We start from the raw sequence: 12,895 nt of genomic DNA, 5'->3' as shown, positions 1-12,895 counted from the left end.
CCTGCCGTTCAGGTGGTCAGGGTGATGCTCGGCACGATGCCGGCGATCGATGCCCAGAGTTTCACGTCGTCGCCGGGCTGGGGCGCGTAGGGCGTCCCCGACTTGTCGCGGCACTCGAACGAGATCTGCGCCTCCAGGGCCACACCGATCGCGTAGGTCCGGGACCCGCGCAGCTGCAGGGTCACCGAGAGGTCGGTGAAGGCATGGCGTTGTGAACTGATCGCCGAACCACCCTTCCCGCTCTCGTCGAAGGCAAAAAGAGTGCGAGACCCGAATGGGCTGAGCAGTTCCCAGGCCCCGGTGATCGGGTCGATCTCCCACCCGGCGACATATGCGGTGCCTCGGTACGAGAAGGCCGCGAACCCGATCGGTCCGGCTGGCAGGAACCACCACCGGCTCTCGGCGACCAGATCTACCGAGGCCGTGACGGTCACCGACGACAGGCTGGCCCGGGGCACGAGCGTCACCCCGGTTCCGGCGAAGCCGATGTCACCGGAGGTCATCGCGGAGGCGTTCACCCAGCTGAACAGGCGTCCGGTCTTCTCCGACGCGTCGCTGCCATCCGGCAGCCCGTCGCGGCCGTTCGCCCACCGATACCGAAAACGGTGATCGTCGGGAGCCGGAGAACTCCAGTAGGTGCGATAGTCGGCGTCGGCGGGGATGTAGAGGTTGTCCGGCCAGGTGACGACAAAGGGCGCACGGGCGCGGAAGTAGTTTGTGAACAGGGCCTCGCGGTACTTCCGCACCCCGACGAGCGTGCGGGCCGGGTTGCCCGAGTTGAGCTCGATCTCATGATGCACGGCCTCGATCTCACGTCGGCGCACGAAGCTGATGGGTCCGGCCGGCGCGCCGACCTCCGAGTCGACGTTCGAGGGATGCCGCACCTCGGACCGGGCTGTCGATGCGTCCTCGGTCGCTTCGCGCCGGTTCTGTCGGTGGGTGCCGGCAAGTTCGGGTTCGGCATCAGGGACCTCAGCGGCAGCGTCCGCCGTCGGGTCGACTGGCGAAACCTCCGCCGGGTCGACTGGCGCCACGTCCGCCGGGTCGACTGGCGCCACGTCCGCCGGGTCCTCGGTCCGGTCGGCGGGCGGGTCAGCGTTCTCGTCGGCGGGCCGGTCAGCGTGCTGGTCGGGCGGGTCGGCGTGCTGATCACCGGACTGATCCTTCTCGGCGGGGCACATCAGATCACCTCCTGGCGCCACAGGCGCGCGGCATCGCAGATCGCTGAGTTGTCTCGCAAGGCAGGGTAGTCAACCCGAGGTCGTTATGCGAGGTCTGCGAAGCACCGTGACAGGTCTCGGCGCACCGGCGCGCGAGGGCCTGTATCGGCGTCAGAACGGCGGGTTGTCGGGTACCGGCGGTGTCGGCTTCCGGGCCGGCCGGTGCCGCGGCGCCATCAGGTAGCTCTCGTCGGCGGGCCGCTTCCGGGTTTTCGGTCCCACCACTGGGGGCCGGGGCCGGGGTGGTCCCATCGGGTTGGCCGGGTCGGTGCGGTAGCTGCGTTTCCCCGGTGAGGTCCACAGGAGGATGCCGCCGGGTTCCTGGGTCACCCGCCACTGCGAGAGGTGCTTGAGCCGGTGGTGGGGTTCGCAGAGGTGGGCGAGGTTGTCGCAGTCGGTTCTGCCGCCGCCGGCCCAGTCGTCGGTGTGATCGACGTCGCTTGTCACCGCCGGGCGGGAACAGCCCGGGAACCGGCAGGTCTCGTCGCGCACCCGCAGCCACTTCTTCATGGCCTTGGTGTTCTTGTGCTGGGTCTTGCCCAGCGAGAGCACCACCCCGGTTTCCGGGTGGGTCAGCAGCCGGGTGAAGCCGGGGCAGTTCCCGGCGATCTCCCTGGCGGCCTCGGGCGAGATGGGCCCGTAGCCTTCGAGGGTGGCGGGTTCCTCGTCCAGGCCCAGCAGGGTGAGCACCGGCACGGTGATCATGACCGTGCCGCGGATCCCGGCACCCATCCCATCGGGGGTGATGCCGTCCAGCAGCAGTGCCCGGGTGATGTCGGCGCGGAGCTGGTCGAGGGTGCGCTTCTGCTGCTCCTCATCCGCGTCTGAGTCGGCGCCCGCTGGCGCCGGGTCATCAGTCCTTTTCAGGCTCACCGCCATCGAGTTGATCCGGTCACAGGCGGCCTTGGTGTCGTGGGCGGTGCCGTACCAGTGCAACCAGCCCATCCCGTCCGGGGCGGCCTCCCAAAGAGTGTGCCGCTCGGCGAGAGCGCTCTTGTTGCGGATCACGATGGACGACGGGTGTTGCTTCTCCCGCAGTCGGCGGGCCTTGTCGCGGAATCGGCCCACCGGCATCCGCTTCGCTTCGGAGAGGACGGCTTCTTCAAACGCCGCGTGCTCCTCGTCGGGCAGGGTGCGGAGCTGGTCGAGCAGGGTGGTGGCGTGCCGGTAGCTGATCTCGCCGTTGGAGAAGGCGTCAAAGGTGGCCGGTGCGTAGGACCAGAGGTATCGGGCCTCGTCCAGTTGCCGGTCGATGGTGCGTTCGGCCACCCGGGTCAGGCACGCGGTCTCGCTCACGATGGTGCGCCGGGCGACCTCGTGGTCGTCCCACCGGTTGTGGGCGGCCGCACGGGCCCGATCCTCGGTCATCGTGGCGGCGTTGGTGTCGGCGCGGCGGATGTTCTCCGGGTTGCCGTGCAGCCGGGACGCGACCTGGGGTTGCTCGCTCCAGTCCTGCAGGTCCAGCAGGTGTTCGATACGGCGCGCCTGGGCCTGGGCGATGAGGCGGTCATCGGCCGCGATCAGTTCGGTGTGCCTGATCAGATCGGTCTGGACCTGTTCGTCCAGGGTGGGCTCCGGAGAGTAGTCGTCATCGTCCGGAGCGGGCGTTGGTGCCTGGTCGGGGCTACTCATACTGAGATCGTCTCACCTACCACCGACACTGCACCCGCCCGGCGACGACCTCCGCGAACCGTGAGAAAAGCACCAAAAATCGCGAAATCCTGGGGCTTAACTCACAGTTCGCGAGACCACGCACACAGGGGGAGGGACAGGGGAGGGAGCGGGGATGCTAGGGTCTAAGGGTACTTAAGACCTACTTTAAGAGCCGTCCTGTGAGACGGGAAAGGAGGTCGGTTTGACGGAGCGCACCGTGCTCACCCAGGCTGACATCACCCGAGCGTTGACTCGGATCTCGCACGAGATCCTCGAGTCCAATCGAGGAGCGGAGAACCTGGTCATTCTGGGCATCCCCACCAGGGGAGTGGCCCTCGCCCAGCGCATCGCCGAGATCATCCAGCGCATCGAACCGGCATCCGCCGCCGTGCGCGTGGGGTCCCTCGACGTGACGATGTATCGCGACGACCTCGCGCACACCCGCACCCGCACCCCCTCGCCCACCCAGGTGCCCGGCAGCATCGACGGCGCCACCGTGGTTCTCGTGGACGACGTGCTCTACTCCGGCCGCACCATCCGCGCCGCCCTGGACGCCCTCGGCGACCACGGCCGCCCCAACGTCGTGCGCCTGGCGGTGCTGGTGGACCGCGGCCACCGCGAGCTGCCGATCCGCGCCGACTTCGTGGGCAAGAACCTGCCCAGCGCCAGCCACGAACGCATCAACGTGCACGTCATCGAGGTCGACGGCGACGAATTCGTCAGCATCGACGGAGGCCCAGAGTCAGGCGGAGGCACCGACGCATGAGGCACCTGCTCTCCACCAAGTCGCTCAGCCGCGACGAGGCCATCACCCTGCTGGACATCGCCGAAGACATGGCGGATGTCGCCAACCGCGAGATCAAGAAGCTCCCGACCCTGCGCGGCAAAACCGTGGTGAACCTCTTCTTCGAGGACTCCACCCGCACCCGCATCTCGTTCGAGGCCGCCGCCAAGCGACTCAGCGCAGACGTGATCAACTTCAGCGCCAAGGGCTCCAGCGTCTCCAAGGGCGAAAGCCTCAAGGACACCGCGCAGACCCTCGCCGCGATGGGCGCTGACGGCGTCGTCATCCGGCACCCCGCGTCGGGCGCCCCGCAGGTGCTGGCCGGCAGCGGCTGGATCGACGCGGGCATCATCAACGCCGGCGACGGCACCCACGAACACCCCACCCAGGCCCTGCTCGACGCCTTCAGCATCCGCCGCCGCCTGCACGGCAGCGCCTCCCGTGGCCGCGCGCTCGACGGCGTCACCGTCACCATCGTCGGCGACATCCTGCACTCCAGGGTGGCCCGGTCCAACCTGTGGCTGCTGAACACCCTCGGCGCGCACGTCACTTTCATCGCCCCACCCACCCTGGTGCCCACCGACACGTCGGCCTGGCCGGCCACCATCGGCTACGACCTGGACGCGGCCATCGACGCCGGCCCGGATGTCGTGATGATGCTGCGCATCCAGGCCGAGCGGATGAACGCGGCGTTCTTCCCGAACAGCCGCGAATACTCCCGCCGCTGGGGCCTGGACGACGAGCGTTTCGCGCGGCTGTCGTCGCATAGCATTGTCATGCACCCCGGACCGATGAATCGCGGCCTGGAGATCTCCTCCGCCGCGGCCGACTCCGACCGGTCCACCGTTCGCGAACAGGTTGCAAACGGGGTATCAGTGCGCATGGCCGCGCTGTACCTGCTGTTATCGGGCGACCGAGAGGATCACTAAATGTCGAGCGAACGCTACCTTGTGCGCGGAGCACAGCTGAGCGACGGAACCACCACCGACCTGCTGCTGGCCGACGGTGTCATCACCGGCGCCGGCACCCGGCTGTCCGATGCCGGCGCCACCGTGATCGACGCCGACGGGCTCATCGCCCTGCCCGGCCTGGTCGACCTGCACACCCACCTGCGCGAGCCCGGCTACGAGCAGAGCGAAACCGTGCTCACCGGCAGCCAGGCGGCGGCCATCGGCGGATTCACCACCGTGTTCGCCATGGCCAACACCTCACCAGTGCAGGACACCGCCGGCGTCGTCGAGCAGGTGCTCGCACTGGGGGAGAGCGCCGGTTACGTGACCGTGCAGCCGATCGGCGCCGTCACCGTCGGTCTGGAGGGCCTGCGGCTCGCCGAACTCGGTGCCATGGCCGCCAGCCGCGCCAACGTGCGGGTCTTCTCCGACGACGGTTTCTGCGTCTCAGACCCGCTGCTGATGCGCCGGGCCCTCGAGTACGTCAAGGCCTTCGACGGTGTCGTCGCCCAGCACTCCCAGGAACCGCGCCTCACCGTGGGCGCCCAGATGAACGAGGGAGCCCTCTCGAGCGAGCTCGGCCTCACCGGCTGGCCCGCCGTCGCCGAGGAATCCATCATCGCCCGCGACGTGCTGCTGGCCGAGCACGTGGGTTCGCGCCTGCACGTCTGCCACCTCTCCACGGCCGGCGCCGTCGACGTGGTGCGCTGGGCCAAGGCCCGCGGCATCAACGTCACCGCCGAGGTCACCCCGCACCACCTGCTGCTCACCGAGGAACTCGTGGCCGGCTACGACGCCCGCTACAAGGTGAACCCGCCGCTCCGCCGTCGGGAAGACGTCGAGGCCCTGCGCCAGGGCCTGGCCGACGGCACCATCGACATCATCGCCACCGACCACGCCCCGCACCCCGTGGAGTCCAAGGACTGTGAGTGGGACGCCGCCGCCAACGGCATGGTCGGCCTCGAATCCGCCCTGTCGGTGGCCCACGCCGCCGTCGTGGAGACCGGTTTCCTCGACTGGAAAGACCTCGTCAGGGTGATGTCGACGACCCCTGCCCGCATCGGCCGCATCCAGGGCCAGGGTCAGCAGCTCACCGTCGGCGCCCCCGCCGAACTCACCCTCTACGACCCCAGCGCCCGCCGGGTGTTCGGCCGGTCGAACCTGATCGGCAAGGGTGTCAACTCTCCCTACCTGGAGATGACGCTGCCCGGCCAGGTGCTGGCCACCTTCCACCGCGGTTATGCCACCGTGCTCGACGGCGTACTGCAGAGCACCGCGCAGATCGACGCCGCACGTGCAGCCCTGGCGGGCCGCATCGGAGAGGGCCGCAATGAGTAGCCGCACCCTTGCGACGATCATCACGGCGCTGGTCCTGCTCGCCGTGCTCGCCCTGATGCTGCGCTCCTGGCGCCGGCGCACCACGCGGGATGCAACGCTGCCCGCCGGCTACCCGCTGCCCGCCGATCGCGGTCGTGAGCTGGCCTCCGCCGCAGCCCTGTATGTGGCCACCACTCCCCGCGAGGCCCCGCTGGAACGCCTGAACATCCCCGGACTCGGCTTCCGCGCCCGCGGCGGGGTGACCGTCACCGAACGGGGCGTGCTGCTCGAGCTCGCCGGCTCGCCCGCCCTGTTCATTCCGGCGGATGCCGTGCAACTCGTCGCCGACGCCACCGTGGCCATCGACCGGGTCGTCGAGCCCGGCGGTCTGCTGCTGCTCGGCTGGCGGCTGAACACCACCGGCCCCGAGGCCTCAGGCCCCGAGACGCCCACGGGTGTCGACAGTTACTTCCGCTTCAGCGACCCGGTCGACCGCCGTGCGATCAACGAAGCGATCAGATCTATCACTGCAGAACCTGGCAAGACCGAATTCGGCACCGAAGAAAGTGAGGTGTAGCCCGTGAGCTACCCAACAACCACACCGGCCCCGGCCGTGCTCGTCCTCGAAGACGGCAGCCGATACGTGGGACGTGCCTACGGCAGCCTCGGCCAGACTCTCGGCGAGATCGTCTTCGCCACCGGCATGACCGGCTACCAGGAGACGCTCACCGACCCGTCCTACGCCGGCCAGATCGTGCTGATGACCGCGCCGCACATCGGCAACACCGGCGCCAACGACGAGGACATGGAATCCTCCCGCATCTGGGTCTCCGGATTTGTGGTGCGCGAGCCCGCCCGGGTGCCGTCGAACTTCCGCTCCCAGCGCACCCTCGACGCCGACCTCGAGTCGAACGGCGTCGTGGGCATCAGCGGCATCGACACCCGCGCCATCACCCGGCACATCCGCTCGCTCGGTTCCATGCGCAGCGGCATCTTCTCGGGCGAGGACTATGAGCTCTCCGAGGGCGAACAGCTCGAACTCGTGCGCGGCGGGGCCAGCATGCGCGGCCGCAACCTGTCCGACGAGGTCTCCACCGTGGAGCCGTACTCGATTCCGGCGCAGGGCGATCGCATCGGTTCTGTCGCCGTGCTCGACCTCGGAGTGAAGACCTCCACCCTCAACTACCTCGCCGAGCGTGGCTTCGAGGTTCTCGTGCTCCCGCAGTCGATCACCGCGGAGCACGTGCTCTCGCTCAACCCGACCGCCCTGTTCTTCTCGAACGGACCCGGCGATCCCGCCGCCAGCGACGCGCACGTGACGCTGCTGCAGGAGGTGCTGCGCGCGGGCGTGCCGTACTTCGGCATCTGCTTCGGCAACCAGCTGCTGGGCCGCGCCCTCGGCTTCGGCACCTACAAGCTGCCGTTCGGCCACCGCGGCATCAACCAGCCGGTGCTCGACAAGGCCACCGGCCGGGTCGAGATCACCTCGCAGAACCACGGCTTCGCCGTGGACATGCCCATCGAGGGCATCAGCGAATCCACGACCGGATTCGGCCGCGTGGAGGTCAGCCACTACAGCCTCAACGACCAGGTCGTCGAGGGCATCAGGTGCCTGGACATCCCGGCCTTCTCGGTGCAGTACCACCCGGAGTCCGCGGCCGGCCCGCACGACGCCAACTATCTTTTCGACAGGTTCAGGGATGTGGTGGTCGCGCACGCGGCCGCCGGAGCAGGAGACGCCAAGTAATGCCCAAGCGCGACGATATCAACAGCGTCCTCGTCATCGGAAGCGGCCCGATCGTCATCGGTCAGGCCTGCGAGTTCGACTACTCGGGCACCCAGGCCTGCCGGGTCCTCCGTGAGGAGGGTGTCCGGGTCATCCTGGTCAACTCCAACCCGGCCACCATCATGACCGACCCCGACTTCGCCGACGCGACGTACATCGAGCCGATCACCCCGGAGATCCTCGAAACCATCATCGCCAAGGAACGCCCGGATGCGATCCTGCCGACCCTGGGCGGCCAGACGGCCCTCAACGCGGCCATCGCCCTACACGAGCGCGGCATCCTCACCAAGTACAACGTCGAGCTGATCGGCGCCAGCTTCGAAGCCATCAACAAGGGTGAAGACCGCCAGATCTTCAAGCAGCTGGTGCTCGACGCCGGCGCTGACGTGGCCAAGTCGTACATCGCGCACACCGTGGAAGAGGCCGTCGGCTTCGCCGCGGACCTCGGCTACCCGCTCGTCGTGCGCCCGTCCTTCACCATGGGCGGCCTCGGCTCCGGCTTCGCGTACACCGAAGCCGAGCTCCGCCGCATCGTCGGCGACGGCCTGCACCAGAGCCCGACCACCGAGGTGCTCCTGGAGGAGTCCATCCTCGGCTGGAAGGAATACGAACTCGAAATGATGCGCGACACCGCCGACAACACGGTGGTCGTCTGCTCGATCGAGAACGTCGACCCCGTCGGCGTGCACACCGGCGACTCCATCACCGTCGCACCGGCGCTCACCCTCACCGACCGCGAGTACCAGAAGCTGCGCGACATCGGCATCGACATCATCCGCGCCGTCGGCGTCGACACCGGCGGCTGCAACATCCAGTTCGCCATCGACCCGGCCAACGGCCGCATCATCGTGATCGAGATGAACCCCCGCGTGTCACGCTCCTCGGCGCTGGCCAGCAAGGCCACCGGCTTCCCGATCGCCAAGATCGCCGCGAAGCTGGCCCTCGGCTACCGCCTCGACGAGATCCCCAATGACATCACCAAGGTCACCCCGGCCAGCTTCGAGCCCACCCTGGACTACGTCGTGGTCAAGGTGCCCCGGTTCGCGTTCGAGAAGTTCCCCAAGGCCGACCAGCGCCTGACCACCACCATGAAGTCCGTCGGCGAGGCCATGGCCATCGGCCGTAACTACGCCTCCGCCCTGCAGAAGGCGCTCCGCTCGCTCGAAAAGCGCGGCTCCTCCTTCCACTGGGGCACCGAGACCCGCACGGTCGAGGAACTCCTCGAGATCGCCGAGGTCCCCACGGACGGCCGCATCGTCACGGTGCAGCAGGCGCTTCGCAAGGGCGCCACCATCGAGCAGCTCTTCGAAGCCACCAAGATCGACCCGTGGTTCCTCGACCAGATCGTGCTCATCAACGAGATCGCCGACGCCGTGGCCGCCTCGGACACCCTCGACACCGACATCCTGCGCACCGCCAAGGACCACGGCTTCTCCGACGCCCAGATCGGCGAACTCCGCGGCTTCGGCGAAGCGGATGTGCGCAAGGTCCGGCACATCCTCGGCGTACGCCCGGTGTTCAAGACCGTCGACACCTGTGCCGGCGAATTCCCCGCCCTCACCCCGTACCACTACTCCAGCTACGACCAGGAGACCGAGGTCGTGCCCTCTGACCGCAAGAAGGTCGTCATCCTCGGTTCCGGCCCGAACCGGATCGGCCAGGGCGTCGAATTCGACTACTCCTGCGTGCACGCCTCGTTCGCCCTCTCCGAGGCCGGCTACGAGACCATCATGATCAACTGCAACCCCGAAACGGTCTCCACCGACTACGACACCAGCGACAGGCTGTACTTCGAGCCGCTCACCCTGGAAGACGTGCTGGAGATCATCCACGCCGAAAGCCAGAGCGGCGAACTCGTGGGCGTGGTCGTGCAGCTCGGCGGCCAGACCGCGCTGGGCCTGGCCAAGGGCCTGGAAGCCGAGGGCATCCCGATCCTGGGCACCTCGCCGGCGGCGATCGACCTGGCCGAGGAACGCGGGCTGTTCAGCGGCATCCTCGCCGACGCCGGCCTGCTCGCCCCGCGCAACGGTACGGCGATCGACTACAGCGGCGCCGTCGTCGTGGCCGAGGAGATCGGCTACCCGGTGCTCGTGCGACCCAGCTATGTGCTCGGCGGCCGCGGTATGGAGATCATCTACGACAGCGCCTCGCTGGCGGACTACTTCACCCGTATGCAGGGCCAGGGCATCATCGGCCCGTCGCACCCGCTGCTGGTCGACCGCTTCCTCGACGACGCCATCGAAATCGACGTCGACGCCATCTACGACGGCCACGAGCTCTACATCGGCGGCGTCATGGAGCACATCGAAGAGGCCGGCGTGCATTCCGGCGACTCGAGCTGCACCCTGCCGCCGGTCACCCTGGGCCGCGCCGAGATCGACCGGGTCCGCGACGCCACCCTCGCCATCGCCCAGGGCATCGGCGTGCGCGGCCTGCTGAACGTGCAGTTCGCCATCGGCGCCGGTGTGCTCTACGTGCTCGAGGCCAACCCCCGCGCGTCCCGCACGGTACCGTTCGTCGCCAAGGCGCTCGGCATCACGCTGGCCAAGGCCGCCTCGCTGATCATGGTCGGCACCACCATCGCCGAGCTCAAGGCCAGCGGCCAACTGCCGTTGATCGACGGTTCCCGGGTGCCGATGGACTCGCCGGTCGCCGTGAAGGAAGCCGTGCTGCCGTTCAACAGGTTCCGCACCAAGGAAGGCCTCATCGTCGACTCGGTGCTCGGCCCGGAGATGCGCTCCACCGGCGAGGTCATGGGCATTGACCGGGACTTCCCGCGGGCGTTCGCCAAGAGCCAGCTCGCCGCCTACGGCGGAATCCCGCTCACCGGCACCGTCTTCGTGTCGGTCTCCGACCGGGACAAGCGCGCCGTGATCCTGCCGATGCTGCGTCTCTCGCAGCTGGGTTACACGATCATGGCAACCGAGGGAACCGCCGAAGTTTTGCAGCGGAACGGAATCGGGGCCACAGTGGTGGCAAAGTTCAGCGAAAAGGCCGATGAGTCCGTGGACACCGTCGTCGACCTGATCCGGCGCGAGGAGGTGCAGATCGTGATCAACACACCCAACGGTCGCACCGCACGCGCCGACGGCTACGAGATCCGTGCCGCGGCCGTCGCCGGGGACCTGCCCCTGTTCACCACCATCGCCGAGTTGAGCGCCGCCGTCGCGTCGATCGACTCGATCCGCACCGGCTTCGAGGTCACCAGCCTGCAGGAGTACCAGGCGAAACGGACGGCGGCACTGTGACTCCAGCCGGCGCAGAGAGCACAGTCGATTCGGTCGACGTCGCCGACACCTTCGGCGCACGCCTGCACGGTGCCTTCGCCCGGTTCGGCCGGCTCTGCGTCGGCATCGACCCGCACTCCTGGTTGCTGACCGACTGGAACCTTCCCGACACCGCCTCGGGGGCCGAGAGCTTCGGCCGGGCGGTCGTCGCCGCCGCGGCGGGGCGCGCGGGCATCGTCAAGCCGCAGGTCGCGTTCTACGAGAGGTTCGGCTCCGCCGGTTACCTCGCGCTGGAGCGGGTACTCGCCGACGCACGGGCGGCCGGGCTGCTGGTCATCGCCGACGTCAAGCGGGGCGACCTGGGCACCAGCGTCGAAGCCTATGGCCAGGCCTGGCTGAGCCAGGGCTCGCCGCTCGAGGTCGACGCCATCACCGTGAACCCGTACATGGGGGTCGGCTCGCTCGCCAGCACCATGGACGTCGCCGCGGTCAACCGCAAGGGGCTGTTCCTGCTCGCCGCCACCTCCAATCCGGAGGCCGCCCACCTGCAGCAGGCCGTGCTCGCAACCGGACCGCAGGCGGGCAGCTCCGTCGCCGCGTCGGTGCTCGACCAGGTCGCCGCCATCAACGCCGGCCAGTCGCCCAGCGGCACGTTCGGGTCGGTCGGAGTGGTCCTCGGGGCCACGGTTTCGCTGGCCGACTTCGGCATCGACATCCACGCACCGGCCGCCCCTGTCGTCACCCCGGTGCTCGCGCCGGGCTTCGGTCACCAGGGTGCGAATCCCACCGATCTGGCCGGTTTGTTTGGCGGATACGCTCAAGGCGTTATCGTGAGTGAATCGCGCAGCGTTTTATCCGCCGGTCCCGACCGTGTGGCCGATGAGATAACCCGCCGATTAACCGAAGCTGGAGCGACCCGTGGCTGATAATCGCCCTACCCCACCCGACGTCGACCGCGTCGCGGCCTCCCGCGCCGCCGTAGCGGCCCGACGAGCCCGCGCCGCCGTGAAGGCACAGGTCGCGGCCGGTGAACGCACCTCGCTCGACGTGCTCGCCGCCGCCGTCAAGGAACCCAACGGCGTCGAAGGCCGGCTGCGGGTGACCGAGCTTCTCGTGAGCATCCCGGCCATCGGGGTGACCAAGATGCAACGCATCATGACCCGGCTGGAGATCTCGCCGTCCAAACGCCTGGGTGGCCTCGGCAAGCACCAGCGGGACAGGCTGCGCGACTTCCTCGCCGCCCGGCCCACCGCCCGCAGGGGAGCGGCCGACTCCAGGCTCGTCGTCCTCGCCGGACCGACGGCGGTCGGCAAGGGCACCGTCGCGGCGTACATCCGCGAGCACCACCCCGAGGTGCACCTGTCGGTGTCCGCGACCACCAGGGCGCCGCGGGCCGGCGAAGTCGAGGGTGTCAGCTACTTCTTCGTCGACGACGCCGAGTTCGATCGGATGATCGAGGCCGGCGAACTCCTGGAGTACGCCACCGTGCACAACGCCTACCGGTACGGCACCCCGCGCGGCCCCGTCGAGGCGGCCATCGCCGACGGTAACAGCGTGCTGCTCGAGATCGACATCCAGGGTGCCCGGTCGGTGCGCCGGGCAATGCCCGAGGCCCGCCTGGTCTTCCTGCTGCCACCCACCTGGGACGAACTGGTGCGCCGCCTGATCGGCCGCGGCACCGAAGATTCGGCCGAACAGAGCCGCCGGCTGGAGACCGCGAAGCTCGAATTGGCTGCCCAGGGCGAGTTCGATTACCGCGTCGTGAACAGCGACGTGGCCGAAGCCGCCGAAGAAGTCGTAGACTTGATGCAGATTCGCAAGACATCGGCGCCGTCGTAGCGCCCGCTGTACTTGAATTCCTCGCGTCGAATAGGCGCATCAACGTGGTTCATGTCGGGTTTCCGGCCACGGAAACCTCAGGTGTGACACCGCGCAGCCCGTACATTTTGCTTGAACAG

10 protein-coding genes are annotated in these 12,895 nt (G+C 68.5%); 8 read left to right on the top strand and 2 right to left on the bottom strand.

Annotation, left to right across the window (positions count from 1 at the left end; translation table 11 throughout):
- Positions 1–8: 8 nt before the first annotated feature.
- Together CXY76_RS16185 and CXY76_RS16180 are read right to left on the bottom strand one after the other, a co-directional pair.
- Positions 9–1,181, bottom strand: coding sequence for a hypothetical protein (locus tag CXY76_RS16185; RefSeq protein ID WP_104166356.1), 1,173 nt, complete (start codon positions 1,179–1,181; stop codon positions 9–11).
- Between the two features lie 150 nt (positions 1,182–1,331).
- On the bottom strand, positions 1,332–2,852 hold the full coding sequence (locus tag CXY76_RS16180) for an HNH endonuclease signature motif containing protein (RefSeq protein WP_104166354.1): 1,521 nt from the start codon (positions 2,850–2,852) through the stop codon (positions 1,332–1,334).
- A 223-nt stretch (positions 2,853–3,075) separates the two neighbouring features.
- On the opposite strand from CXY76_RS16180, the gene pyrR reads away from it, so the two are divergent.
- From pyrR to gmk, 8 genes are read left to right on the top strand one after another with little or no spacing between them, the layout of a single operon-like run.
- Positions 3,076–3,639, top strand: a complete 564-nt coding sequence (gene pyrR / locus CXY76_RS16175; protein WP_104166352.1) for a bifunctional pyr operon transcriptional regulator/uracil phosphoribosyltransferase PyrR — start codon at positions 3,076–3,078, stop codon at positions 3,637–3,639.
- Positions 3,636–4,586, top strand: coding sequence for an aspartate carbamoyltransferase catalytic subunit (locus tag CXY76_RS16170; protein ID WP_104166350.1), 951 nt, complete (start codon positions 3,636–3,638; stop codon positions 4,584–4,586). The genes pyrR and CXY76_RS16170 overlap by 4 nt, the downstream gene beginning before the upstream one ends.
- Positions 4,587–5,945 (top strand): dihydroorotase, encoded by a 1,359-nt coding sequence (locus CXY76_RS16165; protein WP_104166348.1) that lies wholly within the window; start codon positions 4,587–4,589, stop codon positions 5,943–5,945.
- Positions 5,938–6,501 carry a hypothetical protein gene (locus tag CXY76_RS16160; RefSeq protein ID WP_199190338.1) on the top strand — a complete coding sequence of 188 codons (564 nt, stop codon included), beginning with the start codon at positions 5,938–5,940 and terminating at the stop codon, positions 6,499–6,501. Before CXY76_RS16165 ends, CXY76_RS16160 begins: the two co-directional genes overlap by 8 nt.
- A 3-nt stretch (positions 6,502–6,504) precedes the next feature.
- A complete protein-coding gene (gene carA, locus CXY76_RS16155; protein WP_233199953.1) occupies positions 6,505–7,671 on the top strand; it encodes a glutamine-hydrolyzing carbamoyl-phosphate synthase small subunit in 1,167 nt (388 codons plus the stop codon).
- Positions 7,671–10,958 carry a carbamoyl-phosphate synthase large subunit gene (gene carB / locus CXY76_RS16150; protein WP_104166345.1) on the top strand — a complete coding sequence of 1,096 codons (3,288 nt, stop codon included), beginning with the start codon at positions 7,671–7,673 and terminating at the stop codon, positions 10,956–10,958. Before carA ends, carB begins: the two co-directional genes overlap by 1 nt.
- Complete coding sequence (gene pyrF, locus CXY76_RS16145; RefSeq protein WP_199190337.1) at positions 10,955–11,863, top strand: orotidine-5'-phosphate decarboxylase; 909 nt, start codon at positions 10,955–10,957, stop codon at positions 11,861–11,863. Before carB ends, pyrF begins: the two co-directional genes overlap by 4 nt.
- Positions 11,856–12,776, top strand: a complete 921-nt coding sequence (gmk, locus tag CXY76_RS16140) for a guanylate kinase (RefSeq protein ID WP_104166343.1) — start codon at positions 11,856–11,858, stop codon at positions 12,774–12,776. Before pyrF ends, gmk begins: the two co-directional genes overlap by 8 nt.
- The last annotated feature ends 119 nt before the right edge of the window (positions 12,777–12,895 follow it).

It is taken from the genome of Cryobacterium sp. N22 (assembly GCF_002929555.1).
Taxonomy (GTDB): Bacteria; Actinomycetota; Actinomycetes; order Actinomycetales; family Microbacteriaceae; genus Cryobacterium.
The sequence above is the reverse complement of the archived record's forward strand: the minus strand, read 5'-3'. Positions and strand labels throughout refer to the sequence as shown.

Bases quoted from the DNA above. Each gene is read 5' to 3' on its own strand.
- carB (WP_104166345.1), top strand. From the start codon at position 7,671: ATGCCCAAGCGCGACGATATCAACAGCGTCCTCGTCATCGGAAGCGGC.
- CXY76_RS16165 (WP_104166348.1), top strand. From the start codon at position 4,587: ATGTCGAGCGAACGCTACCTTGTGCGCGGAGCACAGCTGAGCGACGGA.
- CXY76_RS16160 (WP_199190338.1), top strand. From the start codon at position 5,938: ATGAGTAGCCGCACCCTTGCGACGATCATCACGGCGCTGGTCCTGCTC.
- CXY76_RS16180 (WP_104166354.1), bottom strand. From the start codon at position 2,852: ATGAGTAGCCCCGACCAGGCACCAACGCCCGCTCCGGACGATGACGAC.
- CXY76_RS16185 (WP_104166356.1), bottom strand. From the start codon at position 1,181: ATGTGCCCCGCCGAGAAGGATCAGTCCGGTGATCAGCACGCCGACCCG.
- CXY76_RS16170 (WP_104166350.1), top strand. From the start codon at position 3,636: ATGAGGCACCTGCTCTCCACCAAGTCGCTCAGCCGCGACGAGGCCATC.